This window comes from Nonomuraea sp. NPDC050451 (assembly GCF_044458585.1).
The window spans coordinates 365104-391875 of record NZ_JBITHZ010000009.1 but is presented as its reverse complement, the minus strand read 5'-3'; the positions used below and the strand labels follow the sequence as shown (position 1 = coordinate 391875).

Genomic DNA, 26772 nt, shown 5'->3' with positions numbered 1-26772 from the left:
TCCAAGCAATTTCCGTCAATAATGACGGGGATATGCATGTATCTCATGCACTGGCTTTTAACACACTGTTGAGTTCTCAAGAAACGGACGCGTACTTCCTTACTCGAGACCGTTCCGGTCTTTCGCTCGGAGGCGTTCATTTCGTTGTGTCTTTATTCTTTCAGCCGTTCAAGTCCCTGTCAAATTGACCCGACTTGCTCGACTTGCGGAAATTAAGACCTGCCCCGTTTCCGGGACAACCCCTCTAACTTACCAGCCCATCCGAACCGATGCGAATCCGCCGGAGGACGACCCTCGAAGTAAGTGGGATTTGCCGGGCATCTCCGGGAGTCTCTGTGACCCCCTCGGCCGCCCTGCGAGAAGCAACTCTAGCAGCCCGACGCACCCACTTCGCGCCACTCAGGTAATCACGTGGTTGTTCCCTCACCACGCAACGCCCAAACCTCACCAAGGACACCCAGGTCGGCACCCCAGCCGTCAAGCCGACGGCAAGTCATCCGCAATCGCTGCCAGGTACGAAGTACCTACGAGCAGACTGCGCTCTCGGAGGTGTCCGCTATGACCCGCTCGGAGTTCGACGACATCCGTGCCTTCCTCGCCGACGAGGCGACCCATGCCGGAGACCTGCTGAGAATCGCCAGGACCCTGATCGACGATCTCGAACACGCGCGAATGCGCGAGGCCGTGCTCCGTACCCACTACCTGCGTCTGCTCACGGCGGCGCGGGCGACGGTGGCGGCCGACATCGCGGACGCGCCGGACCCCATGGCGTTCCTCAAGCACGAGCTGTCCGAGCGTGGCCAGATGCCGGAGGACGGCGAGGCCGTCCAGCGCATCCTGGCGGACGCCCGTACGGCGGCTCTGCTGCTCGCCTGTCTGGAGGAGTCCGTGCCCCAGCGCCCGCGCGGGATGCGCCTGCGCCGGTGCGTCGGCATGAGGCGCACCCTGCCGCGTTAGCCGCTGACCCGATGAGCACTTGGCCCATACCCGGCCTTGGCTGACCGGCTGTAAGACTTCGCATATGTGGCAGCGGGGCTTGAACTGGGCAGCAGTCGCACTAGTTGGGATATTTGGCCTGATGTGGGTTGGCGTCGTGATCTATGCGGATCAGAGCTCTTCCCCCTGGATGCGGGTCGTGCAGGTGGCCTTCGGGATCCTGCTCCTCGGCTGGGCCGTGCAGAGAGCGGTCGTGCTGCTCGTCAAGCCGTCAGGCCACTGTTACTCGGAGGAAGCCGACGGCTGGAACCGGTAGCCCATCCCCGACTCGGTCAGCAGATGCACCGGACGGGCGGGATCCCGTTCGAGCTTGCGCCGGAGCTGGGCCATGTACTGGCGCAGGTAGTGCGTCTCCTTTAGGTAGGAGTCTCCCCATACCTCCCGCAGCAGCTGGCGCTGGCTGATCAGCTTGCCGGGGTTCCGCAGCAGGATCTCCAGGAAGTGCCACTCCGTGGGCGTCAGCCGTACCCCTCCCGAGATCGTCTTGCTGGAGAGGTCGATCACGTGATCGCCCAGCCGCACCGTGGCGGCCTCCTCCTCGTGCTGGCCCGTGCGGCGGGTCACCGCGCGGACGCGGGCGAGCAGCTCGTCGATGCTGAATGGCTTCGTCACGTAGTCGTCGGCGCCCGCGTCGAGCGCATCCACCTTGTCGGTGCTGTCCGCGCGCCCCGAGAGGACGATGATCGGCACGGCGGTCCAGCCGCGCAGGCCCTCGATGACCTCAACGCCGTCCAGATCGGGCAGCCCAAGATCGAGGATGACCAGGTCGGGGTGCCACTCGGCCGCCTGGCGCAGCGCCGAGCCGCCGTCGGCCGCGACCGCCACCTCGTACTGCCGGGCGGCCAGGTTGACGCGCAGAGCACGCAGGATCTGCGGCTCGTCGTCCACCACCAGCACGCGGGTCACGTGTGCCTCCGCAGCGAGACGGTCATGGTCAGTCCCCCTCCAGGCGTGTCCTCCAGCACGAGCGTGCCGCCCATCGCCTCGGTGAGGCCGCGCGAGAGCGCCAGGCCGAGCCCCACGCCCGTGTGGCTGTCGCGGTCGCCGAGCCGCTGGAACGGCATGAACACCCTTTCATGCGCTTCCGGCGGAATTCCGGGGCCCCGGTCGATGATGCGGATCTCCACGTTCTCGCCGTGCCAGCTGGCGTTGACGAGCACGGGTTCGCCGTCGGGGCTGTAGCGGACGGCGTTCGACATGAGGTTGACGAGCACGCGCTCCAGCAGGGCGGGGTCGGCCATGATCTCGGGGACGATGGGCGGGAGGTCGCTGCGGATCTGGTCGCTCAGCGGGCCGAGGTCGTCGATGGCGTGTGGCAGCACGTCCTCGATCGCCACAGGCTCCAGGTTCACGCCCAGCACGCCTGCCTGGAGGCGGCTCATGTCGAGGAGGTTCGCGACGAGCCGGTCCAGCTTGATCAGCGACTCGTCGGCAGTAGCCAAAAGCTCGCCGCGGTCCTCCTCCGACCAGGTCACATCGGTGCTGCGCAGACTCTCGACCGCCGCCTTGGCCGAGGCGAGCGGCGTACGCAGGTCGTGGCTGACGGCGGCCAGCAGAGCGGTGCGCATCCTGTCGGCCTCGGCCAGCGGCTCGGCCTGCTCGGCCGCCTCGCGCAGCCGCTGCTCGCGCAGGGCGACCGCCGCCTCCGCCGCGAACGCCTCCAGGACCCGCCGGTCGCTCGCGTCCAGCAGCCGCCCCCGGGCGGCGAGCACGAGCCGCTCGTCGATCACGACGTCGGTGTCGGCCGTGCCCGGGCTCGTGCACGGCACGCCGCCCGAGGTGGCGACGATGTGCCAGTCGTCCGTACGCTCCAGCAGGGTCACCGAGCTGAGCCCGAACGTCTCCCGCGTCCTGGCCAGCAGCGACGGCAGCGCCGCATCGCCTCTCAGCACGTGACCCGCCAGCGTGGACAGCACCTCGGCGTCCGCCCGCGAGCGCGCCGCTTCCCTGCTGCGCCTGGCCGCCAGGTCGACGACCGTGCTGACCATGACCGCCACCAGCACGAACGTGGTCAGCGCGAGCACGTTCTGCGGCTCGGCGATCGTCAACGTGTGCAGCGGCGGCGTGAAGAACCAGTTGAGCAGCCCGAACCCGAGCACCGCCGCCGTCAACGCCGGCCACATGCCGCCCACCAGGGCCACCCCGACGACCAGCAGCAGGAAGAGCGGGATCTCACTGGGCAGCGACAGGCCCAGCGGCCGGAGCCCGGCCGTGAGCAGCGGCGGCGAGAGCAGCGCCAGCCCCCAGCCGGACAGTCGCCGCCTGCGGGTCAGCGCGGCGCTCGACCGCGCCCGCTCGCGACCCGTCCTGGTCGCCTCGTGCGTCACCATGTGCACGTCGATCGACCCGGACAGCGCCGTCGTCGTCACACCCACGCCCCGCGTGACGATCTGCGCGAGCCGTCCCCTTCGCGACGCGCCGAGTACGAGCTGGGTGGCGTTCACGCCACGGGCGAACTCCAGCAGCGCATGCGGAATGTCGTCGCCGACCACCTGGTGGTAGGACCCGCCGAGGGCCTCGACGAGAGCCCGCTGGCGCACCAGGTTCGCGGGATCTCCGCCGGAGGTCAGCCCGTCGGCGCTCGTGACGTGCACGGCCAGCAGATCGGCCCCCTTGCTCCTGGCCGCGATGCGCGCGGCCCGGCGGATGAGCGTGTCCCCTTCCGGGCCCCCGGTGAGGGCGACCACCACGCGCTCGCGGGCCTCCCAGGTGCCCGCTATGGCATGGTCGGCGCGGTACTGGTCGAGTTGCTCGTCCACCTTGTCCGCCAGCCAGATCAGGGCGAGCTCCCGCAAGGCGGTCAGGTTGCCGACGCGGAAGTAGTTGGCCAGCGCGGCGTCGACCCGGTCGGGCGGGTAGACGTTCCCGTGCGCCATCCGCCGGCGCAGCGCCTCGGGTGACATGTCGACGAGCTCGATCTGGTCAGCGCGCCGCACCACCTCGTCGGGCACGGTCTCCCGCTGCGACACGCCGGTGATCTGCTCGACCACGTCGTTCAGGGATTCGAGGTGCTGGATGTTGAGGGTGGAGACGACGTCGATGCCGGCGTCGAGCACCTCGTCGATGTCCTGCCAGCGCTTGACGTTGCGGGAGCCGGGAACGTTCGTGTGAGCGAGCTCGTCGATCAGCGCCACGGTGGGGGCTCTGGCGATGACGGCATCCACGTCCAGCTCGGTGAACGTCGCGCCCCGGTAGGTCATCGTCCGCCTCGGCAGGACCTCCAGTCCGTCGAGCAGGTGGGCGGTCCTGGCGCGGCCGTGGGTCTCCACGAAGCCCACGACCACGTCCTTGCCACGTTCGCGGGCGCGGTGCGCCTCGCTCAGCATGTCGTACGTCTTGCCCACACCGGGAGCCGCACCCAGGTGAACGCGCAGCCTCCCGCGGGACGTGCTCCCCATTCCTCCAGGTTACGGCTGGTACGGCGGCGCGACCCCCCAACCCCAGTGGGGCACGGGAGCCTCGAGCGGTGGCGTGGCGTCGGGCTGGGAGTTGTGCCTGGCCAGTCTGGTGCCCCATTCGACGTAGCCGGCGAACGCCGCCCTGAACTCGGGGTCGTCAGGCAGTCCCACTTCGTCGGCCGCGTCCATGAGGAGATTCACCCATCTGCGGCGCTGGGGCTCGGTGATGGCCTTGCCGAGGTGGTGGCGGAGCATGTTCGGGTAGCCGCCGCGCTCCTTGGTGTACCGGTCGGGGCCGCCGAAGACCTCGCTGAGCCACATCGCCACGTATTTGGGGTGGTCGGGGTCCATGTGCGCGAACAGCGGGCCGATCAGGTCGTCCTTGACGACCGTGCGGTAGAACGCCTCGGTCAGACGCTCGAACGCCTCGGTGCCGCCGGCCCAGTCGTACAGCGAAGGTACTGATTCTTCACTCATGTAATGATGTAATCATCGGCGGGGTGGGGCGGGCAAGGCCGGGAAAACGACAGAGTCCCTGGTCTCCGGATCTCTCCGGTGACCAGGGACTCTGGCTTTTGTAGCGGGGACAGGATTTGAACCTGCGACCTCTGGGTTATGAGCCCAGCGAGCTACCGAACTGCTCCACCCCGCGTCGGTGTGTCTGCAATAACTATACAGGGCCCGCGGAGTGCATTGACCACGCCGACCCCCAAGCGCCCGCCGCGGGTGGTGACGGCCCCTTGGGGAAGGGGGCGCGGGGCCCGCGGAGTGCATTGACCACGCCGACCCCGAAGCGCCCGCCGCGGGTGGTGACGGCCCCTTGGGGAAGGGGGCGCGGGGCCGGCGGAAAGGCCGCCCGTCCATAGGCGTGCCCGCCCCTTGACCACCCATCCCACCGCCGCCACCCGGCATTGCGGCCCTCCGACGAAGCATTGCGGCTCTGCGACGAAGACGACGGCCAGACGACCCGCGCAGCACCGCCCTAAGCAACCGTCGCCCGAGCGCGGCCGTCCCCTGGGGCGCCGCTGAAACCGCATCACCGACCGGCGTGACGGCCCTCCGACGCCACGACGGCCGGACAGCCCGCACGCCGCCGCCCGACGCAACTATCCCCCGGCCAGACAACCCGGGCGGCCGCCTCCCGGAGGCACTGCTGAGACGGCCGGCACCGCCGATGGGAGTGGGAACGCCTCGGGCGACGGCCGGAGGCCCGGCGCGCCACCGCCCGGCGCGACCATCCCACCGCACCGCCGACGGAGTGGCGCCAGCGTGCCCGGAGCCGCGCCGCCGCGTCATTCAGCGCCGAGGCCGCCAGGCCCCCGGCTCGCGCTGGACTCCCCGCAATCGCCGGCGGCGGCTCTGGGGTCCCGGCGCGAACGTCGGGCGGCCCGCTGGCGCGGGTGGCGTGCGCGCGGCGGAGGTACGCGCAGCGCCGGGCCGCCGTCGAACGCGCAGTGCGCCGATCACGCGCCCGCACCACGCGGCCGTGCGAGAACGCATCGGCAGTCGATTCGGACGTGCCTCTCCCCCAGAAAACCATCGCCGACGGGAGTGGCGGCGTCTCGGGCTACGGCCGGATGGCCCCGCACCGCGGACGGAATGGCGGCGGCAGGGTGGGGAGCGCGTCGCCGGCCGATCCGCCGCACCCCTACCCGCTGAGGCCGTCGCCGTCGGAATAGCAAAAGCCCGGACTCCGTAAGGAGTCCGGGCTTTTGGATTGGTAGCGGGGGCAGGATTTGAACCTGCGACCTCTGGGTTATGAGCCCAGCGAGCTACCGAACTGCTCCACCCCGCGTCGCGTTGTTGTCTAAAGACTAGTGGGCGGCGAGGGGTGGGCGCAAACTGATTGAGCTAGGACGTGCCCGCCGCTTGCGATCCCGTGGGGGATGGCGAGACGGAAGGCGTGGCCGACGGCGAGACCGATGGGGTGGCCGACGGGGTCGCCGAGGGCTTGGGTTGCTGGGCGTTGGCCCCTTCCAGCGCCTTCAGCGCCTCCTCCAGCCTCTTCTGGGCCTCACCGTAGGCGTCCCAGTTGGGCGGGCTGGACTGCAGGGCCTTCTGCGCGTCCTCGTACGCCTTCTTGGCGTTGGCGATCGCCGAGTTGAGCGCCGTGTTGGCCTGGTTGGGGACGTTCTGCTCGGTGGGGGTGTTCGGCTGCTGTTGCTGGCCGCCGAAGACCTCCGCGAGCGCTTTCTCCAGGTCCGGCCCGACGCCGATCTTGTTGCCGTACGACACCAGGACCCGCTGCAGGATCGGGTACGGCTCCTGGCCTCCGCCCGCGGCCACCTGGACGTACACCGGCTCCACGTAGAGCAGGCCGCCCGCGTACGGCAGCGTCAGCAGGTTGCCGTACCGGAGTGACGAGCTACCCACGCCCATCACGTTGAGCTGGCCGGCGAGGCGGCTCTGGAAGGCGTTCTGCACCTGCCCTGGGCCCGGGATGGGCGTGTTGGACGGCATGCGCAGGATGCGCAGCCGGCCGTAGGCGGAGTCGGCCGACGAGTCGACCGCCATGAACGCCGACAGGTTGGCGCTCCCCTGCCGCGGCACGAACGTCGTCGTCAGCGAGAACGTCGGCTTGCCGCCCGGCATCGTGGTGGTCAGGTAGTAGGGCGGCTGCTTGATGTTCTTGTCGTTCTGCGTGGGGTCGCCCGGGACGTTCCAGAAGTCCTGGCCGCTGTAGAAGGCGGCGGGGTTGGTGATGTGGTAGCGCGACAGCGTGTAGCGCTGCACCTTGAACAGGTCTTCGGGGTAGCGGACGTGGTTGCGCAGGTCGGGGCTCATCTCCGAGGCCGGGCGGATGACCCCCGGGAACGCCTTGCTCCAGGTCCTCAGCAGCGGGTCGTTGGTGTCCCAGCCGTAGAGCGTGACCGTGCCGTCGTAGGCGTCGACCGTGGCCTTGACGGAGTTGCGGATGTAGTTGATCTTGTCGCTCGGCTGCTGGGCGATCACGCGGCGGTCCGTGGACGCGTCACGCGTCATGTCGCCGAGGCTCTCGCTCTGCGAGTACGGGTAGTCGTTGGACGTCGTGTAGCCGTCGATGATCCAGGTGATGCGCCCGTTGACGATCGCCGGGTAGGGGTTGCCGTCCAGCGCGAGGAAGGGCGCGACCTTCTGGACCCTTTCGCGCGGGTTGCGCACGTACAGGATCTGGGAGTTGTCGTTGATGTCGCCCGACAGCAGGATGTTCGCCTCGCCGTACTTGGCGGCGTAGACGAGCCTGTTGAGGAACGAGCCGACGCGGACGCCGCCCTTGCCGTCATAGATGTTGTCCGCCTGGCCCGTGCCGCCCGTCTGCGGGTAGTCGAGCTCCTTCGTCTTCGGGTTGCCGCCCGCGATGACGTACTCCTCGGCGGCCGGCTCCTCACCGAAGTAGATGCGCGGCTGGCGCAGCCCGGTGGTGGTCGCCAGGGGGCCGGTGACCGGCATGTCCTTGGCGTCGTAGTTGGGCAGGCCGCCGCCGTCGACCTGGTTGCCCGGCGCGGCGACGAAACCGTAGCCGTGGGTGTAGACCAGGGCCCGGTTGATCCAGTTGTTCTGGCCCTCGGGCGGGCCGGTCATCTCGCGGACGCCGACGACGTGGTCGACCAGCTTGCCGGTGCTGTCGGGGTAGCGGTCGACGTCGAGCGTGTCGCCGAAGTTGTAGAAACCGCGGATGCGCTGCGTCTGCTCGTACGTCGAGGACAAAAGCGCCGGGTCGAGCAGCCGGACGCCGGTGACGGAGGCGTCGCCGCCCTTCTGGACCTTGGACGGGTCGGACTCGGCGTTGTAGTTTTCGACCTCGGTCTTGTCGACGTTGTACGCCTCGCGCGTGGCGTTGATGTTGCGCTGGATGTAGTCCGCTTCCTTGCCCTGCTGGTTGGGCTTGACCTGGAACTGCTCGACCAGCGCCGGGTAGACGCCGCCGATCAGGATGGCCGAGAGCACGAGCAGGCCCGCAGAGACGCCGGGAAGCATGCCGCCGGGCCGGAAGATGCCGGCGAAGAACAGGGCGGCGCAGATCAGGGCGATGATCGCGAGGATGGTCTTGGCCGGCAGGACGGCGTTGACGTCGGTGTAGGAGGCGCCGTGGACGAACCCGCGGTCGGAGAAGACTAGGCCGTAGCGGTCGACCCAGTAGGCGACGGCCTTCAGCAGGACGAAGACGCCGAGCAGCACCGACAGGTGGACGCGGGCCGCCCTGGAGGCGTGCACGCCCGGCGACTGCAGCCGGAACCCGCCGTACAGGTAGTGCGTGATCGCCGCCAGCACGATCGAGATGATCACGGCGGTGAACAGGAAGTTCAGCACCATCCGGATGAACGGGTAGTCGAACATGTAGAACGAGATGTCCAGTCCGAACAGCGAGTCCTTCTTGCCGAACGACTCGCCGTTGACGAACTTCAGCCACGTCTCCCACTGGCCGGCGAACGAGGAGCCGGAGAAGAGGGCGAGCAGGCCCATGCCGACGATGAAGATCAGCTTGCGGTGGGGGTCGAGCGCCATGCGGTAGCGGTCGGCGCCGCTGCCCCCGCCGAACATCGCCGGCCCGAACATCGGCCGCGTCCGGAACGCCAGCAGCATGTTGCCGCCCGCGATGCCGACCATCAACAGCGCCCCGACCAGGAACAGCACGATCTCGGTCAGCATGACGCCGGTGAAGATCGACGTGTACTTGGCCGCGTCAAACCATAGATAGTCGGTATAAATACCGGAAAATAGGAAAAACAGCGCCACGATCGCCACCAGAGCGATCGCCACAGGCAGAAGCAGTCTCGGACGGCGGGGCAAGCGCATCGCCCTACCGGCTCCTGGGGTCCGGAAGCTCAAGGCCAACCCCTCGTCGTGATGAAGAAACGGTCCGTGTCTGGCAACCTACACCGCTGTGCCAGCCCTACGGCTAACGCACGGCGAGCTCCAGAAGTTTCATCCGGCCTCGCACGCGGGCACGTTTCCCTTGCCCGTGCGCAGCGCGTCGAGCGCCAGCACCGCGTCGTGCAGCGTGTCGGCCCTGACCAGCCGGAGCCCGTCGGGCACGGCTTTCATGGCCTCGGCGCAGTTGTCGGCGGGCGTCAGGAAGACCGTCGCGCCGGAGTCTTTCGCGCCCACCATCTTCTGGGCGATGCCGCCGATCGCGCCGACCTCGCCCGACGGCTGGATCGTGCCGGTGCCGGCGATCCGCTTGCCGCCGGTGATCTCACCGGGCGTCAGCTTGTCGACTATGCCGAGCGAGAACATCAGCCCCGCGCTCGGCCCGCCGACGTCGCCGACGTTGATGGCGACGTCGAACGGGAACTTGTATTTCGCCTGCATGACCACGCCCACGAGGGTCTGCCCCTTGGGGCCGGCCACGGTGGACACGGTGACGTCGAGCTTCTGGCTTCCCCTGGTGACGGAGAAGACCACGTTCTCGCCCGGCTTGTGCGCCTTGACCGCCTCGCCCACGACGTCGACGTCCTTCGCGGGCTTGCCGTCCACGGCGTTGATCTCGTCGCCCTTCAGCAGCTTGCCGTCGGCGGGCCGGCCCTTTTCCGTGGAGACCACGGTCACGACCATGTTGAAGGGGATCTTGAGCTCGTTGAGGGCGGCGGCCCTGGCGGAGTCTTGGGAGTTGGTCATCTCGACCGTGTTCTCCTCCTCGACCTCCTTGGGGTCGCGGTTGGGAGCGAAGATGGTCTCCTGGGGGACCACCGCCACGGTCGGGTCGATCCAGCCGCGCAACGCCGTCAGCAGGTCGATCTGGGCGGCCGGGCCGCCCTGGTAGGCCACCGTGACCAGGCTGAGCGCGCCGCTGGTCGGGTACGTCTCCCGCCCCTTGACCGAGATCACGGGCTTCTTGTCGACCTCGCCGATCGTGTTCTCCGTCGGGCCGGGACTCAGCACGACGTACGGGACCGGCCTGAACGCGCCCACCACGCCGAGCGCGAGCACAAGGAATCCCGCGAGCAGAAGGGTCAGGGCGCGTCGTGACATGTCGATGAGCTTATTCGCCGGCGCCGACCCATTCGGTCTCGCCGTCGGCGAACATCTGGTGTTTCCAGATGGGGACGTTTGCCTTCAGGTCGTCGATCAGCCGTCTCGAAGCCTTGAACGCCTCGTCCCTGTGGGGCGCGGCCACCGCGACGATGACGGCCGCCTCGCCCAGCTTTAGGTCGCCCACGCGGTGGACGGCGGCCAGCGCCGTCACGGGGAAGTCGGCGGCCACCTTCTCGGCGACCTGCCGCAGCTCGGCCTCCGCCGAGGGGTGGGCCGAGTAGGAGAGCCTGGTCACCGGCTTTCCGTGGTCCTGCTCGCGCACGGTGCCCACGAAGACGGCGGTGCCGCCGGCGGCGTGGTCGCCCACGGCGGCCAGCACCTCGTCGACGGAGAGCGGGGTATCACGAATGCCGAGCAACCGGATGACGTCCACGCAAAGAGCCTACCAACAAGAAATCCGCCCGCTGGACTGCCGAAACGCCGTCGTACCTGGTCAAAGCCGGGTTGACGGTGGATTTCTCAGGCGCGCCGCTTCTTGCGCACCTGGCGGACGATCGCGGCGGTGCCGATGACGGCCACGGTGGCGCCGGCCGCGGTGAGCGTGGCCTCCTTGACGGGCAGGCGCCGGCCGACCACGGTCGTCCTGTTCTCGCGCAGCTCCAGGAGCTCCTCGAACGCGGCCTCGTTCGTCCACGAGGGCTTCCAGCCCGCCTCGCGCAGCGCCGTGCAGTCGACGACCCACGGGTAGACGACGTAGTGCAGGTCGGTCGCCGGGGCCGGGGTGATGCCGAGCCGGTGGAGGCGCTGGGCCGTGCTGAACGTCAGCCCCGCGGGCAGCTCGAACCTGCGGATGCTCGACAGCTCCTCGACCTGCTCCTGCTCCATCCATCCGTCGGAGCCGACCGCGACCACGCCCGTGACGGCGCCGCGGGCGGCCAGGTCGAGCGCCGAGACCAGGTCGTCGATGTGGCAGAACTGCCAGCGCGGGTTGCAGCCCTTGACGGTCAGGAGCCTGGGCGACTCGAAGTGACGGGTGATGACGGTGTCCACTCCCGGGCCGACGACCGCGGCCGGGCGCAGCACGGTGACCTCCAGGCCGGGGTGGCTGCGCAGCGACCGGCGCACCAGGGACTCGATCTCCAGGTAGTCACCCACGACGCCGGTGTCGGGCTCGGCCGCCACGGGGGCGTCCTCGGGCAGGGGCACCTCGTTGTCGGGCGCCGCGCCGTACACCATCGCGCTCGTGACCAGCACCACACGCCGCACGCGCGCCGCCGCGCAGGCCGTCAGCACCGTCTGGGCAGCTCGCAGGTTGTACGCGCGCCGCTCGGACGGGTCGGAGTCGACGGCGTAGTCACCGGCCAGATGGACCAGGACGTCGATGTCGGAGATCCGGTTCGCCAAGAGCGGATCCCGTACGTCGATCACTCTCCAGGTGGCTTCCGGAACATCGCCGCGCTCCTCGTCAATGGCCACCACCCTGCGGAAATCCGCGGAGGATACGAGCCTCGCGAGCAGCTCTCGGCCTATGCCGGAGGCCGCTCCGGTGACGGCTACTACGGGTTGGCTCGGGCGTTTCGAGGTAGGCACCAGGTCCTCACTTTGCACTGATCCGCCGTAGGACGACTAACGTGGCGGATGTGGACTCCTCCATCCTGCACGAGGTAGAGCGGTGACTGACCTGCCAGGTCGCGAAAACGACCCTAACGAGAACCCGTTCGCCATGTTCGGCAACCCTGAGCAGATGGCTCAGGCGATGCGCCAGTTCGCCGACATGCTGTCGGCACCTCAGGGTTCAGGCCCTGTCAACTGGGACATGGCCAAGAACATCGCCCGTCACGCCGTGGTCGCCCAAGGCGATCCGAGCGTCATGGAAGGCGAGCGTCGCCAGATCGTCGACGCGCTGAGCCTGGCCGACCTGTGGCTTAACGAGGCGACGACGCTGCCGAGCGGCGTGTCCAACCCGCGGGCCTGGAGCCGGTCCGAGTGGATCGAGAACACGATCCCGGTCTGGCGCAAGCTCTGTGAGCCGATCGCGGAGCGCATGGTCGAGACCATGGGCGGCGCGCTCGGCGGATCGGGGCTGCCTCCCGAGGCCCAGCAGATGGCCGGTCCGCTGCTCGGCATGCTCAAGCAGATGGGCGGCATGATGGTCGGCCAGCAGATCGGGCAGGCGCTCGGGTCGCTGGCCCGCGAGGTGGTCGGCACCACCGACATCGGCCTGCCGCTGTCCGACACGGCCGCGCTGCTGCCTGGGGGCATCGCCTCGTTCAGCGAGGGCCTGGAGATCCCGGCCGACGAGATCCGGCTCTATCTGGCGCTGCGCGAGGCCGCGCACCACCGGCTGTTCCAGCACGTCCCGTGGCTGCGCTCCCACCTGCTGGGCGCGGTCGAGGAATACGCCAAGGGCATCACGGTCGACACCTCGGCGCTCGAGGAGCAGATCCGCGGCCTCGACATCAACAACCCTGAGGCGATCCAGGAGGCGCTGAGCGGGGGCAACCTGCTCAAGCCCGAGGAGACCGAGCGGCAGAAGGCCGCCCTGGCGCGGCTGGAGACGATGCTCGCCCTGGTCGAGGGGTGGGTGGCCACCGTGGTCGACCGGGCTGCCGAGGGCAAGCTGCCCTCCGCCGTGGCACTCGCGGAGACCGTACGCCGGCGGCGCGCGACCGGTGGGCCCGCGGAGCTGACGTTCGGCACGCTGGTGGGGCTGGAGCTGCGGCCCCGGCGGCTGCGTGAGGCGGCGGCGCTGTGGCGCGCGCTGGAGAGCGAGCGCGGGCTCGAGGGGCGCGACGCGCTCTGGGGCCACCCCGATCTCATGCCGACGGCCGACGATCTCGACGATCCCGACGCGTTCGTACGCGGTGAGGCGGCCTGGGACATCTCCCAGCTGGAGGCGAAGCCGGACGACGAGGGCGACAAGGGCGACAAGAGTTGAGCCTGCACGGCGACGCGGTGGCGGTGCTGTCCGCGTGGAGCGCGCCCACGCCCGCGGAAGAGGCGTTGCGCCTTGCGTTCCTGGAGCATTTGGGCGCGCATGACGACGCGATGCTGCGGGAATGCGTACCGGGGCATCTGACGGCCACGACGGCGGTGCTGTCGCACGACGGCTCGCAGGTGCTGCTCACGCTGCATCCGAAGGCCAAGATGTGGCTCCCGATGGGTGGCCACTGCGAGATCACCGACATGTCGCTCGCGGACGTGGCGCTGCGGGAGGCGTGGGAGGAGTCGGGGATCTCCGGGCTGGAGCTGCTGCCCGGGCCGCTCGCGCTCGACAGGCACGAGGTGTGGTGCCACCCCCCGCGCAGCTGGCATCTGGACGTCGAGTACGCCGCCGTGGCCCCGCCCGGCGCCGAGGCCGTGATCAGCGACGAGTCGCTCGACCTGCGCTGGTTCCCCGTGGACGCGATCCCCGAGCTGTCCGACGAGGCGACGCGGCGGTTGGCCGCACGCGGACAGGCCGCGCTTAGCTCGGGCTCACGCGCGTTTGGCTAGAGTCTTTTGCGTCGTTCCAAATAGGGGGCTGCGTGGAGACTTCTGCCGTCGGCGGCACGATCGTGACACCCAAGCGCAAGCGCCGGAAGTTCCCTGGAACGGCGTTGACCTGGCTGGCCGTGACCCCGTTCGCGGCGTGGGCCGTGGTGCGGGTGGCCGGTCTGGAGCGGGGGTCGCTGCCCACGCAGATCATGACCGCCACCCCGTACGCCGCGGCCGGCTCGCTGGTCCCGCTCCTGATCGCCGCGGTCGGGCGTAAGCGGGCGGCGACCGCCGTCGCGCTGCTGGCCACGACCGCTCTCGGCTTCAGCGTGCTGCCCAGGGCGCTGGGCAGGGCCGAGGCCACCACGGGCAGGCCGCTGAAGGTCATGACGATCAACATGCTGTTCGGCCGGGCCGACACAGAGACGATCATGAAGCTGGTACGTGAGTTCCGGCCCGACGTGCTGAGCACGCAGGAGCTCACCCCTGGGGCGGTCGCCGACCTCGACGAGGCCGGGCTCAAGGAGCTGATGCCGTACCGCGTGCTGCAGGACGAGTGGAGCGCCGGCGGGAGCGGGCTCTACTCCAAGCACCCGGTGGAGCCGCTGTGGGACCTGATCCCGCCGGTCGGGCACCAGATGCCCGCCGCGCTGATCTCGCTGCCGGGCGGGAAGCCGATCGAGTTCATCGACGCGCATCCGTTCCCGCCGCTCGGGCCCCAGGTCGTCGAGTGGAACGAGGCCATGGCGGCCTTTCCCTCCACCTCCCCCGACCGGATCCGGATCATCGCGGGTGACTTCAACGCCTCGCTCGACCACGCCGCCCTGCGCGGGCTGCTGGCTCGTGGCTACAAGGACGCGGCCGACACCGTGGGGGCCGGGCTGATACCGACGTGGCCGGCGAACAAGCGGGTGCCGCCGATCATCACGATCGACCACGTGCTGGTGGACGAGCGGGTGGGGGTGAAGGAGGTCAGCGTGCACGACGTGCCGAAGACCGACCACCGGGCCGTGCTGGCCGAGCTCACCGTGCCCTGATCAGCGCCCTGGTGCTTTCCCAGCCTTCCAGGCCGGGGTCCAGGCGTTCGACGTCGTCGGGGGTGCGCAGGCGGTGCCAACCCGGGGTGGTGGCGACCTTGCGGGGGCCGGGGGCCTGGGCGCGCAGGGTGGTCACGATCCCCGCGTCGTCGAGGTCGGGATCCGCCCAGGTGGGCGGGGGGAGCGCGCAGGCCATGGCCACGGCGCCGCCGTTCTCCGCCGGGCAGATGGTGATCTCGGCCCTGCCGAGCTCCCTGAACAGCTTGCCGACGAGGAGGGGCGGCAGGTCGGGCGCGTCCGCGCTGATCACAGCGGCCTGGTCGGCTTTGAGGCGCTGAAGGATGATTTTTAGCGGTTCGTCGTCTTTTATCGTGATTACTTCGGTGCCCGGCCAGACGATCTCCTCCAGCTCGGGAACGCTGGTGATCAGGACCGGGGTGACGAGCTCCAGCCCCGCGACCATCTCGTAGGTGTCCTCCGCCACCGCCTCGAGGAACCGCGCGGGATCCACGCCCGGGGGCGCCGCCTGTGCCATGCGTTGTCGTACCAGGACCGCGGCGATGCGCGTCAACACTCCTCCGGTGCCGTCTGGGCCGCGGCCGAGAATCCCTCCAGAAACCCGCGCGCGCGTTCTGCCTTGGGATACTGTTCTACCAGCGCCCAGAACTTGGCCCCATGACTGGGCACCAGCAGATGCACCAACTCGTGGATGATCACGTAGTTGATGACCCATTCGGGCAGGCCCTTGAGCCTGGTCGAGATCCTGATCGTGCCGTTCTCGGGAGTGCACGAGCCCCATCGGTGCTGCTGGTTGTCGACCCAGCGCACGCTCGCCGGCTCCGCCTTGCCGTCGAGGAATTTGGCCGACAGTTCTTTGGCTCGTTCGAGCAGCGCCTCGTCGGTGGGCCTTCGTCGGCGTTCCTTCGCAGCCAGCCGATCCAGCATCCGGCTCACCCATTCATCTGCGTCTTCGCCACTCAGCCAGGCGGGCAGGAGCACGATCGTCTTGTCGCCGTCGCGGTAGGCGGAGACCGTACGCCGGCGACGAGAACTGCGACGAACCTCGACTGTCTCGGGGGGCACATATGCACGGTAGCCGACCCTGGCGAAATTCCACAGAGGGTGGACGTTGTTTCTGCTGGTCAGATGATTAAGAGCCGGTGAATTTGGGCACGCGGCGTTTCCCGATGGACGTCGAGCCCCTGATCACCCCTGCGGAGGCCGTGGTCACGGGCCGGACGGAAGATTCCCACCTCAGCACGGCCTCCTGGTCTTGATGGTCTTGGTTCTGGGGTAGTTTGCGGGGTCTTGTCGTGATGGGAGCGGTCTAAATGATCTTCATTCCGGCCCCTCAGGCTTCCGACATTCGGTCATTTTCCGGGAAAGATTGATTTACCAGAGCTTTATCTACCGATCGCCTCCCCGCCCTCCTTGGCTCCCTGCACTTGGGCCCTCGAGGCCGCCTTTTCGCGCCTCAAGGGTCACTCCCCTGACAGGGCTCGCCCTCCCTGACCGATTGGATCCGACCTTGCCCCTCATCGGCCGGATATGCCGCCCGTCAGCGCTCTGACCTGCTTGCCTGTCCCTCTTCTCCTCCACAGGCCCTCTCGGGGCCCGTAGTTATCCACAGTCACCGCCGAACCCACTCGGGATCTTGCTCGGGCGTGGAACCCTTCCCGCCATGAGGCCACGTGTGAAGCCCGCCCTCCGGCGCATCATCCGCGACAAGCACACTCTCCAGTACGGCGCGCACCCCCTCCGGGCCGTCATGTTGAGCGGCCTGACCGAAGCCGTCCGGCAATGGATAGAGGGCCTCGACGGCACCCGTGACCTGGAGTGCGTGGTGAGGGAGGCGGCCGCCGCGGGCCTGGACGAGATCCGCGCCCGGTCCCTGCTGGATCAGCTCGCCGCCCAAGGCGCTCTCCACGACGCCGCCACCAGCCCCGCGCCGATCGCCGACCTCTCCTTGGCCGAACGGGACCGCCTGCGACCAGACCTCGACGCCCTCGACCTCGCCACGACCGCCCCGGACGGCGCGATCGGCCTCATCGCCCGCCGACGTGAGCGGCGGGTGCGCGTCTATGGGGCGGGCCGGGTGGGCGCCCAGGTGGTCGCCCTGCTCGCCGCCTCCGGAGTCGGCAACATCCGGATCCTCGACCCAGGCACGGCCCGCCCGTGCGACATCACACCGGGCGGCCTGACATGGAGGGAGGTGGGCCTCCCCCGTGAGGTCGGCGCCGCGTTGATCGCCAGACGACTCACCTCCGGCGGCCCCACCCCCACGGCGCCACTGACCTCCGGCAGCCCGATTCCCGCAGCGCGACCAAACTCAGGGGGTCACACGCCGACGGCGCGACTCGCCTCCGGTGGCCCCACGCCCACGGCGCGGCGCAGTCCGGCTGCCGCCGCCAGCACCGCACCTCCCGTCCCCCTCCGCACCGACCCACCTCAGCCCGTCGCCACCGCCGGCACCGGTTCCACCCGCGCAAGCGACAACCCCCACACCACCGCAAACAACCGCCACATAGGAGGAGCCCCAACAGCCCAATCCCGAGGAACCTCGACAGCCCGACCCACACAACCCCGAGGAACCTCGACAACCCAACCCACCCAACCCCGAGGAATCCCAACAGCCCAACCCACCCAGTCCGCTCAGCCCCAACGCCCGCAAGCTGGGAAAAACCCTCGCACCACCCGAGCTACGCAAGGCACCCGCATGCCCCAGACCGGAGAAGACACCCGTGAGAGCATCCGCTCCGCTGGGACCGCGGAAGGCGCGCAGCCCACCGGCTCGGCACGGACCACAGCCCCCACGGAGGCGGGAAACCGTCGGGCCGGTCTGGAGCACGAGGCCGACGAGAGGGTGAGGCCGTCCGTCAACGCAGTGGCGGGAGGCCCGTATCTTGGAGACAAGTCGGATCGCCCCGACCTCGTCATACTCACGCCCGTAGACCCCCTCGACGGAGTGCTGGTCAACGAGTTGACCTCGCTCAGCATCCCGCACCTCCTGGCATCGGCGTTCGAAGGGCACGGGACCGTGGGCCCGCTGGTCATCCCGGGGAAGACGGCGTGCCTGCACTGTCTGGACCTGACGCGGCGGGATCGCGACCCGATGTGGCCGATCGTCACGGCCCGGTTGGGCGGGTATCCGCCGGGCGAGATCGCCTGCGACGTCACCCTGGCGGCGCTGGTCGCGGCGGCGGTGACGGGCCATGCGCTTGCTTATCTTGATGGCGGAGAGTCAGCTGTGACCAACGGCACAATGGACGTAACACCTGATTGGCGCTGGAAAAGACGGTCGTGGACCATACATCCGCAATGTCGTTGTATGCGAAACAATCCATATTCGCTAAGAATGGTCATGTCTCCTAACCGCGACTGACGTGCTCAGAGGACGACCATGAAGGGGGGAAGCGGTATCTCGTCGAGGTTCCGCGCATGAGGGTGAGCGATCTTCCGCGCCGTGCTGTCACGCGTTCCGCCAAGCTGGCCACCCTTCCGCTCGGTTTCGCCGGCCGCGCCGCTCTCGGGCTGGGCAAGCGGCTCGGCGGCAAGTCTGCGGAGATCGTGGCTCAGGAGGTTCAGCAGCGTACGGCCGAGCAGATCTTCAAGGTGCTCGGCGAGCTCAAGGGCGGCGCGATGAAGCTCGGGCAGGCGCTGTCCATCTTCGAGGCGGCGCTGCCGCCGGAGATCGTCGGTCCCTATCGCGCCACGCTGACCAAGCTTCAGGACGCCGCTCCCCCGCTGCCCGTGTCCACCGTTCACAAGGTGCTCACCGAGCAACTGGGTGACGACTGGCGGGAAAACTTCCTGTCGTTCGACGACCAGCCGACGGCTGCGGCGTCCATCGGCCAGGTGCACAGGGCCGTGTGGCACGACGGCAGGGAGGTGGCCGTCAAGATCCAGTACCCGGGGGCGGGCAAGGCTCTGCTCGGCGACTTCGCGCAGCTGGCGCGGCTGGGCAAGCTGTTCGGCGTGATACTTCCCGGCCTCGACGTGAAGGCCGTGCTGGCGGAGCTGCGCGAACGGATCGCGGAGGAGCTCGACTATCTCCGGGAGGCCGAGGCCCAGCACGCCTTCGCGCTCGAGTTCGACAACGATCCCGACTTCCACGTCCCCGATGTGGTCGCGGCCAACGAGCTGGTGCTGGTCAGCGAGTGGATGGACGGCACCCCGCTGTCCCGAATCATCACCGAGGGCACCAAGGAGCAGCGCGACCGGGCGGGCTTACTCTTCGTACGTTTCCTCTTCTGCTCCCCCGCGCGGGTCGGGATGCTCCACGCCGACCCGCACCCGGGCAACTTCCGCATGCTGGCCAACGGCAAGCTCGGCGTCCTCGACTTCGGCGCGGTCAACCGCCTGCCCGGGGGCTACCCCAAGGCGTTCGGGCAGCTGACGCGGATCTTCAACGAGGGCGACATGGAGACCGTCATGGCGGGTCTGCGCCGGGAGGGCTTCATCCGCAGCGACATCGAGATCGATCCGGACGCGCTGCGGGCCTTTCTCGCACCCTACGTGGAGCCGACTGCGGTGGAGGAGTTCACGTTCAGCCGGGAGTGGCTGCAGGCCCAGGCCGCGAGCGTGACGGATCTGCGGCCCACGAACGTGGTCCGGCAGCTCAACCTGCCTGTCTCGTACGTGCTCATCCACCGGGTCCACGCGGCGGGCATCGGCGTCCTCTGCCAGCTGGGCACCACGGCGCGCTTCCGCGACGAGGTGATCCGCTGGGTCCCCGGCTTCACCGACGACCCCGACGACGAGGCCCTGGCCATCGGTTGATCGCCCCGGCTCAGGGGCTGATCTGGCGGCTCGTTGGTGGGGCGCAGGGATTTTACTGAACATGAGGTTAACTTCTGACTCCGCTGTGTAATGATACGAGTGCAAGCCGTTACCCACGCGAAAGGATCCACATGCGTCGATCCGTGCGCCTGCTCACCACCTCCGCGGACCCACTTGCTCCCCCACCCCCCATGGCGCGGGTAGCGCGAACGCGGTCAGGCCGGCATGAGCTCGCGCACGGTTCGGCGTCGTGATGCCTGAGGTGAGTGCGGCGCCCTGATGTCCGCGACCGATCCGGCTTCCCGCACGGCCCGTCCGGGTTCGTGACCCCGGCCGGCTCGGTCCACGAGGCCCGCGCATGCGCTCGTACCATGCGCGGTGATCCCACCGGCGCTGATGGTCAGCACACCCCCTCCAGGGTGCTGAGCCGGCGCCGGTGGGTGAGCACCACGCCGCGTCTTCCGCCGGTGGGGAGCCGACGCCCTACCCGAGCGCGCGGTCCGAGCCGAGCTTCAGGGCCTGTCCCCGTCCCTCCGCGCCGACATGATCATCCGCGGGGGTGAGCCGGGCGCGGCGCTCGCGCCCCGAGAAGGGCGGCGTCAAGGGTCACTTGGACGGACAGCAGCAGGGCCGTGTTACACCTCCGGGTGGTCAGGGAGTTGGCGAGGCCTGGCGGGTGGTGGTCAGCAGCCAAAGGCTGGTGCGTTGACACGTGCCCAGCCGTCGAAGGCTGGTCCGTTGACACGTGCCCAGTCGGCGAAGGCTGGTCCGTTGACACGTGCCCAGTCGGCGAAGGCTGGTCCGTTGGCGCGAGCTCAGCTATCGAAGGCTGGTCCGTTGGCGCGAGCTCAGCTATCGAAGGCTGGTGCGTTGGCGCGTGCCCAGTCGGCGAAGGTGAGTGCGGGCCGGCCCAGTAGGTCTTCCACAGTGCTGGTGGTGGGGCCTGGGCGGTTGGCGTAGTCGGACAGGGAGCCGAGCAGGCGGGCGGGGACCTCCTCGGGCAACCCCTGTGCGAGCATGCCCTGCCGTACCTGCTCCGGTGGGAGTTCCTGGAAGGACAGCGTCCGGCCGATGGCGGCGCCGATGAGCCGTACCTTCTCGAACTGGTCCAGTGACTGCGGCCCGGTCAGCGTGTGGATCGACCCCGTGTGCGCGCTGCTTCGGAGGGCTTGTACGGCGACGGCCGCGATGTCGGTTTCGTGGATCGGAGAGGTGGCTGCCTGGCCGTAGGCGCCGCGCACCACGTCACCGGCCTTGATCTGGGGCGCCCAGGCCAGTGCGTTGGCGGCGAAATCGGCCAGGCGCAGGACCGTCCAGTCCAGGCCGGAACTTGTGACGAGGTCCTCGGCGAGCTTGAACTGGGCGGCGAAGCGGGGTTCTCCCGCTGGATGCTCCACGGTGGTGGCCGACAGCAGCACCGCGCGCCGCACTCCTTGCTTGACGGCGAGCTTCAGCAGTTCGCCGAGGCCGGGGCCGGTGGCACGCGGGCTGATCTGTATGGCTTCCACTCCTTCCAGCGCCGCCTCAATCCATTGGGGACGAAACAGGTCACCGCTGACGGCTCTCACGCCGACAGGAAGCCGGGCCTCGCCGGGACCGCGAGTGACCGCGGCGACGGCCTCGCCCTCCTGCAGCAGCAGGTTCATCACCTGACGTCCCACGACGCCGTTGGCTCCGGAGATCAGGATCATGATGGTGTTCCTTTGCTCGTTGTACGGGTTGCAGCGAGCCGCCCCGGTCGAGCAGGCGCCCTGGAGATCAGGTGTCCACCGGACCGGGGAGACGTTCAGTCACCAGGCGACGGGGCCAAGGCGATCGATGAAGATCCCGGTCGGCCCGTCGGCGTCGATCATCGCGAGCTTGACGATCGGGTCGGTGCCCTCGGTGACCGTCAGCTGGCCGGTGTGATTGTTCATGTCGGTGGCGGTGAACTTGCGGTTGGCGACTTCTCCAGGGGTGATCAGGTTGAACTTGATCTGCGGGAGCGCCTGGGCGTACCGGACGGTGATCATGTTCAGCGCCGCCTTCGACGAGCTGTAGGCGAGCTCGTGCATTTTCGAGGCGGTCTGCTCAGGATCGGTCACGACCGCGAAGGAACCGACGGCGCTGGACACCATCACCACCCGCGGGTTGTCCGCCGCCTGCAGCAAGGGAAGGAACGCGTGCGTGACCCTGATCGGTCCGTACACGTTGGTGTCGTAGACGGAGTGGATCTCGTCAGCCGTCGCGTCCGCAGGGGCGACGATCCTTCCCGGCGCGCCGGCGTTGTTGATCAACACATCCAGTCGGTCGGTGTGCTCGCGCACGAGCCGTACCGCGTCCTTCACTGACTCGTCCGAGGTCACGTCCAGCGGGACCATGACCACGTTCGCGCCGCCGTCGGTCAGCTTGGCGGCGGCCGCCCGTCCTCGCCCTTCGTCGCGCGAGCCGAGGAAGATCGTCCACCCCTGCTCCCCGAGCCGCCGGGCCGCCTCAAAACCGAGCCCCTTGTTGCCTCCGGTGATCAGCACCGAGGTCTGTTCCGAGTTCGTCATGCCCTCTGAGACGAAACACCCCCGCTGAGCTGTGACACGGTGTGAGCGTCCTCACAGTCGGGAGCTTGACGTGAGGAGATGTCACTGGCGGAGGTTGCTGTCTCGTCTAGGGGGTGCAGGCAATCCTCTGTCAAGGAGTGGACGATGAACCTCGCGTTGTGGATCGCTGCCGGACTGCTGGCCGCGGTAGCGGTGAGCGGCGGGATCAGCAAGACGTTCGTGCCGAAGGAGAAGCTGGCCGCGGTCGCTAGCGGGGGATGGACAGCAGACGTCAGTGCCGGCTTCGTCAGAACGCTGGGTGTCCTTGAGCTCCTGGCCGCGGTGGGCTTGATCCTGCCCGCCGCGCTCGACATCGCGCCGGTTCTGGTGCCGGTGACCGCGGTCTGCTGGGTTCTGCTGATGGTCGGCGCGATGATCACACATGGCCGACGTGGTGAATCCGCGTTCGTGGTGCTGAATCTGATCTATCTCGCGGTTGCGGCGTTCATCGCGTGGGGCCGCTTCGGCGCCGGGCCCTTCACCGGCTGACCGGCGGCGACACAGGGATGATCACGCGAATGTTCGTGGCAGGCGTGAGCCGGGTTCCGGGGCGGCGGCGAGTGCCTCGGTCCTGGCGGTGGATGTTCAATGTCGTGGCCCCCGTCCGCGAATGGCTGCCGCATCTCATGAGGGCGGAGCGGGTGCCTGAATGGCCGGCCCCGCTGTCGGGCCGACAGGTGGCGGTGACCATGATGAGCGAGGGGCGCGGGTTCTCCGACGCCGGTGCCAAGTTGGAGCTCGGCCGGAAGCCGCGCTACTCGGAGGAGGAGCTGGTATGAGCAGGGCCGAGGAGTTTCAGGAGCTGCGGCCGCTGTTGTTCTCGATCGCCTACCGGATTCTGGGCAGCGTGAGCGAGGCCGAGGACGCGGTCCAGGAGACCTGGCTGCGCTTCGAGGCAGCCCCGACCGAGCCCAGGTCGACCAAGGCGTTCCTGTCGGCCACGGTGACCCGGCTCTCCATCGACGTGCTGCGCTCGGCCCGCGTCAGGCGGGAGGAGTACGTCGGACCATGGCTCCCCGAGCCGCTGCTCGCCGACCCTTACCAGGACCCGGAACGGTCGGCGGAGCTGGCCGACTCGTTGTCGATGGCGGCCCTGGTGCTGCTGGAGCGGTTGTCCCCGCTTGAGCGGGCGGTTTTCGTACTGCGGGAGGTGTTCGACTTCGACTTTCCCGAGGTCGCGTCGGCCGTGGGGCGCTCGGAGGCGGCGTGCCGCCAGCTGGCGGTACGGGCGCGGCGCCATATGGCCGCAGGCCGGCCCCGCTTCGAGGCGAACCGCAAAGAGCGAGAAGAACTGGCGTCGCGGTTCTTCGACGCCCTCCGCGAAGGCGACGTCGCCGGCCTGCAGACCCTGCTGGCTGCCGACGTATCGATGGTCGGCGACGGCGGCGGGAAGGCCCCGCAGCTGGCCAAGGCCGTCATGGGCGCCCAGAACGTGGCCCGGCTGCTCGCCTCCGTTTTCCCCAGGATGGCCGTGATCGGCGTGACGGTCGAGCCGCACGAGGTCAACGGCCAGCCGGGCGCGATCTTCCGCGACCGGGACGGCAAGGTGCTCCACACCCTGACGCTCGATGTGGTCGACGGGCAGGTCCAGACGATCCGTACGGTGATCAACCCCGACAAGCTCGGACACTTGGGCTCAGTGGCGGACGCCTGGGCAATCGACCGCGAAGTAAGACGGGCACGCCGGCCCACGGAGTAGCCGCGACTACCGAAGTGGGGTTGTCAGGCTGCTGGGGATTTCTCGGCTGTGGCGGTCTGGGTCTTGGCCGGCCGGTAGGAGTCGGTGCTGGTCTCTTCGGCAAGCAGCCGGGCGCTGCTTCCGGGGTTGTTCAGGTGAGGCCCGCGAGGAGGGCGTGGACGCCGTCGGTGAGTACGCGTTCGCCTTCCTCGCGCGAGTTCAGGAACCAGCCCGGGAGCGGGCTGCGGAGTGAGCAGGTCAGCTCGATGCTGACGATGCCGTGGATCGTGGTCCACACCAGGTACGCCGCGCGTACCGGGTCGTTCGACTGGATGAGCCCGGCCTGGGCCGCGGCCGAGGTGGCTTCGGTGAGGAGGTCGAAGGTGAGGCCGAGGGCGTCGTTCCGGCGTTGGGGTGAGGGGTCGAAGTCGGGAAGCGGGCGCTCGAACATCAGCGCATAGAGAGCGGGATCCGCCAGCGCGAACTCCCGGTAGCCGCGCGCCACCGCCATGATGCGGGCGAGCGGGTCGGCGTGGCCGTTCAGTGACGTGGTCATGGCGTCGTGAAGGATGCTGAAGCCGTACTCGTAGATCGCTTCCAAGAGGCCGGCGCGGCCGCCGAAGCAGGTGTAGATGCCCATGGTGGAGGTGCCCGCCACGTCCGCGACGCGGCGGAGGGTGAGGTGGAGGGCGCCCTGCTCGCGGAGGACGCGCATGGCCGCGTCGAGCAGGCCCTGGCGCAGCGCGCCGAGTTCTTTCGGGGTGCTTACGTCTCTCGGCACCCTCTCACCATATCTGGCGATAACGCGCATCATAACGAGCGTTATCGCTTGATATCACCGAGAGAAAGGGCTCCAAAGATGGGTGTCCATCGGGTCACGGCGGCGGCGGGGTTCGTGTGCGCCGTCCTGCTCGTGGTGAACTCGGCCCGACGCGCCGGGTTGCTGCCGGAGACGGCGTTCACGCACGCCATCGCGCCGTTCGGGGCGCTGACGGGTCTCCTCGCGATCACCGGCATCTACCTGGTCATTCGGGGTACGGCCGGCGGTCTCGGACTCATCGGGTACGTGCTCAACTCGGCCGGGCTGGCCGGGGCGTTCGCCATCGAGTACATCCTGCACTTCGTCTTCCCCTACCTCGGCGGGGGCACGGTCAGCGAACTGCTGGCCGGGGGCACGGGGCGGGCGTTCCTCGTCACGTCGGCCGTGCTGTTGGCGGGGGTGCTGACCTTCAGCGTGGCGGCGATCAGGAGCGGGGCCATGCCTGCGGTCGGCGTGGTGCTCTATGCGGTGGGGATGGTTCCGGGGTCGTTGCGGAACGTGGTGCCGGTGCCGGTGTATTTGGCCGGGCTGGTGATGGCGGCGGTCGGGGTCGCCTGGATGGCGGCTCGGCTGTGGCGGGCGGAGGAGGGGTTCGTCGCGCATCCGCCACGGGCGACGGGCGGCGTACGGCCGACGGCCTGAGCGATCACCGGCGGCGGCTGCGGAGATGCGACTCCCGAAGGCGATGGCGCACTGCGGGCTGCGCACTGCGTGGCGGCCTTCGAACTGCGGGGCGGCCTTCGAGCTGCGGGCTGCGGGCACTGGACTACGAGCCGCGGGCGCCGGGTCCGGGGTCCGCAGTCCGGGCTGCGAGGTTCGGGGTGCAGGTTCAAGGGGGCCGGGACCGGGTCGAGGCCGGGTCGGGTCGAGGCCGGGTCGGGGCCGGTGTCGGAAGGCGGGGCCAGCGATCCGGGGGACTGCGAGTTGCGCGCTCCGGGCTACGGCCTGCGGGGTTCGGGCTCTGGGCTGCGGGCCGAGGCATGGGACTTCGGGGGCGGGCTGCGGGATCCGAGGTGCGGTGCTGCGGGCTGCGGGATCCGAGGTGCGGTGCTGCGGGCTGCGGATCCGAGTGCGGGGCTGCGCACTGCGGGATCCAGGCGGCGAGGATCGGGAGGCGGGGTCCAGGCGGTGGGGGTCCGGAGGCGGGGTTTGGGGGTGGGGGTGTGTGGACGCGGAGAGAGCCGGGCGCCCGAAGCGCCCGGCTCTCTTGGGGGATCTGGAGGGAGATCCTGCGCCGGCGGCAGGACCTCCCGGGTCAGATCTGGCGGCTCAGGGCCTCGCGGAGGCGGTCGTTCGCCCGCTGGACCCTGCGCCGCGCACGCTGCACGCGCGTGACCCGCGCGATGAGGCGCTGCTCCTCCGCCTCGCGGTGGAGGGTTTGTATTCGGTCATTCACCAGGTCATGGATGAGATCCGGCACTGCTCGGCTCCTTGTGATCTGAGCGTTCATTGGTCTTGTTCGCTTTCTGGTTGAAGGTGCGGTGTTCAGGCAGCGACCGGGTGCTTGCGGGGACGCCCGCGCGGACGCTTACGGGGAACGACGGCTCCCCTGAGGATGAGTTCGCCGCCCCAGACGCCCCACGGCTCCTCGCGCTCGAGCGCGCGGGCCAGGCAGGCCTGCTGGATCGGGCAGCCGCCACAAAGAGCCTTGGCGAACTCGACGTCCTCCGGCGACTCGGCGAACCACAGGTCAGGGTCGGTACGGCAGGGGATCTTGGCTTCGTCGATCAGGTCCATGATCGTCTTCGCCCCCATCTGCTTTCTCCTTTTGTCAGATCTTTTTGATCTTGGTCGGGCACCTCGTAGGTGGTCGGGAATCACGGACAAATAAGTAAGGCCGCGGATCCGTCTGGGGATCCGCGGCCTGGTGGGCTGTACGCCGGTCAGGTTATGACCGGTGTATCCCTCCAGGGTTGCGGACCCCACAGTCCACCCTTGGTGAGCTGGTAGGCCGGCAGTTCGATACGTGCGTTGTAGACAGGAGCAGCTGGCGTGGCAGCGCCGACGTGGGCGCGCGCACTGTAGGCGGCGGCCTGGCTACGGGCAGACTTCTCCTGCC

Annotated in this window: 26 protein-coding genes and 2 tRNA genes; 12 read left to right on the top strand and 16 right to left on the bottom strand. The window is 69.0% G+C overall.

What is annotated here, in order from left to right:
* The 3 genes from ACIBI9_RS28655 to ACIBI9_RS28645 form a co-directional block, all read left to right on the top strand.
* Nucleotides 1-188, top strand: a 188-nt coding sequence (locus ACIBI9_RS28655; RefSeq protein ID WP_397226059.1) for a hypothetical protein, incomplete at its 5' end; no start/stop codon positions are given.
* Nucleotides 189-558: 370 nt separating this feature from the next.
* Nucleotides 559-957, top strand: a complete 399-nt coding sequence (locus tag ACIBI9_RS28650) for a hypothetical protein (protein WP_397226057.1) — start codon at nt 559-561, stop codon at nt 955-957.
* A gap of 121 nt (nt 958-1078) precedes the next feature.
* Nucleotides 1079-1252: a hypothetical protein gene (locus ACIBI9_RS28645; protein WP_397226055.1), complete on the top strand. Its 174-nt coding sequence runs from the start codon at nt 1079-1081 to the stop codon at nt 1250-1252.
* On the opposite strand, the gene ACIBI9_RS28640 is transcribed toward ACIBI9_RS28645, so the two are convergent.
* The 9 genes from ACIBI9_RS28640 to ACIBI9_RS28600 all read right to left on the bottom strand — a co-directional run bounded on the left by ACIBI9_RS28640 (nt 1219) and on the right by ACIBI9_RS28600 (nt 11942).
* Nucleotides 1219-1902, bottom strand: a complete 684-nt coding sequence (locus tag ACIBI9_RS28640) for a response regulator (RefSeq protein ID WP_364241849.1) — start codon at nt 1900-1902, stop codon at nt 1219-1221. The two genes, ACIBI9_RS28645 and ACIBI9_RS28640, sit on opposite strands and share 34 nt — an antisense overlap.
* Nucleotides 1899-4394, bottom strand: coding sequence for a DUF4118 domain-containing protein (locus ACIBI9_RS28635; protein ID WP_397226053.1), 2496 nt, complete (start codon nt 4392-4394; stop codon nt 1899-1901). Before ACIBI9_RS28635 ends, ACIBI9_RS28640 begins: the two co-directional genes overlap by 4 nt.
* A gap of 9 nt (nt 4395-4403) precedes the next feature.
* Nucleotides 4404-4871 (bottom strand): group II truncated hemoglobin, encoded by a 468-nt coding sequence (locus ACIBI9_RS28630; protein ID WP_397226051.1) that lies wholly within the window; start codon nt 4869-4871, stop codon nt 4404-4406.
* Nucleotides 4872-4972: 101 nt separating this feature from the next.
* A tRNA-Met gene (locus ACIBI9_RS28625) sits at nt 4973-5046 on the bottom strand.
* Between the two features lie 1066 nt (nt 5047-6112).
* Nucleotides 6113-6189 (bottom strand) — tRNA-Met (locus ACIBI9_RS28620).
* A 56-nt stretch (nt 6190-6245) separates the two neighbouring features.
* Nucleotides 6246-9170, bottom strand: a complete 2925-nt coding sequence (locus ACIBI9_RS28615; RefSeq protein ID WP_397226049.1) for a UPF0182 family protein — start codon at nt 9168-9170, stop codon at nt 6246-6248.
* 129 nt (nt 9171-9299) lie between these two features.
* On the bottom strand, nt 9300-10346 hold the full coding sequence (locus ACIBI9_RS28610) for a PDZ domain-containing protein (RefSeq protein WP_397226047.1): 1047 nt from the start codon (nt 10344-10346) through the stop codon (nt 9300-9302).
* Nucleotides 10347-10356: 10 nt separating this feature from the next.
* Nucleotides 10357-10782, bottom strand: a complete 426-nt coding sequence (locus ACIBI9_RS28605) for a molybdenum cofactor biosynthesis protein MoaE (RefSeq protein WP_397226045.1) — start codon at nt 10780-10782, stop codon at nt 10357-10359.
* A gap of 86 nt (nt 10783-10868) precedes the next feature.
* On the bottom strand, nt 10869-11942 hold the full coding sequence (locus ACIBI9_RS28600; protein ID WP_397226081.1) for an NAD-dependent epimerase/dehydratase family protein: 1074 nt from the start codon (nt 11940-11942) through the stop codon (nt 10869-10871).
* A gap of 130 nt (nt 11943-12072) precedes the next feature.
* On the opposite strand from ACIBI9_RS28600, the gene ACIBI9_RS28595 reads away from it, so the two are divergent.
* From ACIBI9_RS28595 to ACIBI9_RS28585, 3 genes are read left to right on the top strand one after another with little or no spacing between them, the layout of a single operon-like run.
* The gene (locus ACIBI9_RS28595; protein WP_397226079.1) at nt 12073-13287 is read left to right on the top strand and encodes a zinc-dependent metalloprotease; all 1215 of its coding nucleotides are present in this window, start codon (nt 12073-12075) and stop codon (nt 13285-13287) included.
* A complete protein-coding gene (locus tag ACIBI9_RS28590) occupies nt 13284-13844 on the top strand; it encodes an NUDIX hydrolase (RefSeq protein WP_397226043.1) in 561 nt (186 codons plus the stop codon). Before ACIBI9_RS28595 ends, ACIBI9_RS28590 begins: the two co-directional genes overlap by 4 nt.
* Before the next feature lie 32 nt (nt 13845-13876).
* Complete coding sequence (locus ACIBI9_RS28585; protein WP_397226041.1) at nt 13877-14863, top strand: endonuclease/exonuclease/phosphatase family protein; 987 nt, start codon at nt 13877-13879, stop codon at nt 14861-14863.
* Here ACIBI9_RS28585 and ACIBI9_RS28580 read toward each other — a convergent pair.
* Nucleotides 14850-15434 (bottom strand): hypothetical protein, encoded by a 585-nt coding sequence (locus ACIBI9_RS28580; RefSeq protein WP_397226039.1) that lies wholly within the window; start codon nt 15432-15434, stop codon nt 14850-14852. The two genes, ACIBI9_RS28585 and ACIBI9_RS28580, sit on opposite strands and share 14 nt — an antisense overlap.
* Complete coding sequence (locus ACIBI9_RS28575) at nt 15431-15862, bottom strand: M48 family metallopeptidase (protein WP_397226037.1); 432 nt, start codon at nt 15860-15862, stop codon at nt 15431-15433. Before ACIBI9_RS28575 ends, ACIBI9_RS28580 begins: the two co-directional genes overlap by 4 nt.
* Before the next feature lie 1966 nt (nt 15863-17828).
* On the opposite strand from ACIBI9_RS28575, the gene ACIBI9_RS28570 reads away from it, so the two are divergent.
* Complete coding sequence (locus ACIBI9_RS28570) at nt 17829-18245, top strand: hypothetical protein (protein ID WP_397226035.1); 417 nt, start codon at nt 17829-17831, stop codon at nt 18243-18245.
* Nucleotides 18246-18307: 62 nt separating this feature from the next.
* Nucleotides 18308-19642, top strand: coding sequence for an ABC1 kinase family protein (locus ACIBI9_RS28565; protein WP_397226077.1), 1335 nt, complete (start codon nt 18308-18310; stop codon nt 19640-19642).
* An 848-nt stretch (nt 19643-20490) separates the two neighbouring features.
* Here the strand turns inward: ACIBI9_RS28565 and ACIBI9_RS28560 are convergent.
* Both ACIBI9_RS28560 and ACIBI9_RS28555 read right to left on the bottom strand, forming a co-directional pair.
* Complete coding sequence (locus ACIBI9_RS28560) at nt 20491-21333, bottom strand: NAD(P)H-binding protein (RefSeq protein ID WP_397226033.1); 843 nt, start codon at nt 21331-21333, stop codon at nt 20491-20493.
* Between the two features lie 99 nt (nt 21334-21432).
* Complete coding sequence (locus ACIBI9_RS28555; protein WP_397226031.1) at nt 21433-22176, bottom strand: SDR family NAD(P)-dependent oxidoreductase; 744 nt, start codon at nt 22174-22176, stop codon at nt 21433-21435.
* Nucleotides 22177-22320: 144 nt separating this feature from the next.
* On the opposite strand from ACIBI9_RS28555, the gene ACIBI9_RS28550 reads away from it, so the two are divergent.
* The 3 genes from ACIBI9_RS28550 (at nt 22321) to ACIBI9_RS28540 (ending at nt 23914) form a co-directional block, all read left to right on the top strand.
* On the top strand, nt 22321-22704 hold the full coding sequence (locus tag ACIBI9_RS28550) for a DoxX family protein (RefSeq protein ID WP_397226029.1): 384 nt from the start codon (nt 22321-22323) through the stop codon (nt 22702-22704).
* Nucleotides 22705-22796: 92 nt separating this feature from the next.
* Nucleotides 22797-22994: a hypothetical protein gene (locus ACIBI9_RS28545; RefSeq protein WP_397226027.1), complete on the top strand. Its 198-nt coding sequence runs from the start codon at nt 22797-22799 to the stop codon at nt 22992-22994.
* On the top strand, nt 22991-23914 hold the full coding sequence (locus ACIBI9_RS28540) for an RNA polymerase sigma-70 factor (protein WP_397226025.1): 924 nt from the start codon (nt 22991-22993) through the stop codon (nt 23912-23914). The genes ACIBI9_RS28545 and ACIBI9_RS28540 overlap by 4 nt, the downstream gene beginning before the upstream one ends.
* Before the next feature lie 130 nt (nt 23915-24044).
* Here the strand turns inward: ACIBI9_RS28540 and ACIBI9_RS28535 are convergent, their stop codons facing one another.
* Complete coding sequence (locus tag ACIBI9_RS28535; protein ID WP_397226023.1) at nt 24045-24674, bottom strand: TetR/AcrR family transcriptional regulator; 630 nt, start codon at nt 24672-24674, stop codon at nt 24045-24047.
* 78 nt (nt 24675-24752) lie between these two features.
* On the opposite strand from ACIBI9_RS28535, the gene ACIBI9_RS28530 reads away from it, so the two are divergent.
* Complete coding sequence (locus ACIBI9_RS28530) at nt 24753-25355, top strand: hypothetical protein (RefSeq protein ID WP_397226021.1); 603 nt, start codon at nt 24753-24755, stop codon at nt 25353-25355.
* A 613-nt stretch (nt 25356-25968) separates the two neighbouring features.
* Here the strand turns inward: ACIBI9_RS28530 and ACIBI9_RS28525 are convergent.
* Entirely contained in the window at nt 25969-26133 is a 165-nt protein-coding gene (locus ACIBI9_RS28525; RefSeq protein ID WP_397226019.1) for a hypothetical protein, read from the bottom strand.
* Between the two features lie 65 nt (nt 26134-26198).
* Complete coding sequence (locus ACIBI9_RS28520) at nt 26199-26468, bottom strand: WhiB family transcriptional regulator (protein WP_397226017.1); 270 nt, start codon at nt 26466-26468, stop codon at nt 26199-26201.
* Nucleotides 26469-26772: the final 304 nt, after the last annotated feature.

Excerpts from the sequence above, each read along its gene's own strand:
- ACIBI9_RS28595 (WP_397226079.1), top strand. The coding sequence starts at position 12,073 with ATGTTCGGCAACCCTGAGCAGATGGCTCAGGCGATGCGCCAGTTCGCC.
- ACIBI9_RS28520 (WP_397226017.1), bottom strand. The coding sequence starts at position 26,468 with ATGGGGGCGAAGACGATCATGGACCTGATCGACGAAGCCAAGATCCCC.
- ACIBI9_RS28630 (WP_397226051.1), bottom strand. The coding sequence starts at position 4,871 with ATGAGTGAAGAATCAGTACCTTCGCTGTACGACTGGGCCGGCGGCACC.
- ACIBI9_RS28545 (WP_397226027.1), top strand. The coding sequence starts at position 22,797 with ATGTTCAATGTCGTGGCCCCCGTCCGCGAATGGCTGCCGCATCTCATG.
- ACIBI9_RS28555 (WP_397226031.1), bottom strand. The coding sequence starts at position 22,176 with ATGACGAACTCGGAACAGACCTCGGTGCTGATCACCGGAGGCAACAAG.
- ACIBI9_RS28650 (WP_397226057.1), top strand. The coding sequence starts at position 559 with ATGACCCGCTCGGAGTTCGACGACATCCGTGCCTTCCTCGCCGACGAG.
- ACIBI9_RS28540 (WP_397226025.1), top strand. The coding sequence starts at position 22,991 with ATGAGCAGGGCCGAGGAGTTTCAGGAGCTGCGGCCGCTGTTGTTCTCG.
- ACIBI9_RS28560 (WP_397226033.1), bottom strand. The coding sequence starts at position 21,333 with ATGATCCTGATCTCCGGAGCCAACGGCGTCGTGGGACGTCAGGTGATG.
- ACIBI9_RS28645 (WP_397226055.1), top strand. The coding sequence starts at position 1,079 with ATGTGGGTTGGCGTCGTGATCTATGCGGATCAGAGCTCTTCCCCCTGG.
- ACIBI9_RS28610 (WP_397226047.1), bottom strand. The coding sequence starts at position 10,346 with ATGTCACGACGCGCCCTGACCCTTCTGCTCGCGGGATTCCTTGTGCTC.
- ACIBI9_RS28615 (WP_397226049.1), bottom strand. The coding sequence starts at position 9,170 with ATGCGCTTGCCCCGCCGTCCGAGACTGCTTCTGCCTGTGGCGATCGCT.
- ACIBI9_RS28635 (WP_397226053.1), bottom strand. The coding sequence starts at position 4,394 with ATGGGGAGCACGTCCCGCGGGAGGCTGCGCGTTCACCTGGGTGCGGCT.
- ACIBI9_RS28550 (WP_397226029.1), top strand. The coding sequence starts at position 22,321 with ATGAACCTCGCGTTGTGGATCGCTGCCGGACTGCTGGCCGCGGTAGCG.
- ACIBI9_RS28530 (WP_397226021.1), top strand. The coding sequence starts at position 24,753 with ATGGGTGTCCATCGGGTCACGGCGGCGGCGGGGTTCGTGTGCGCCGTC.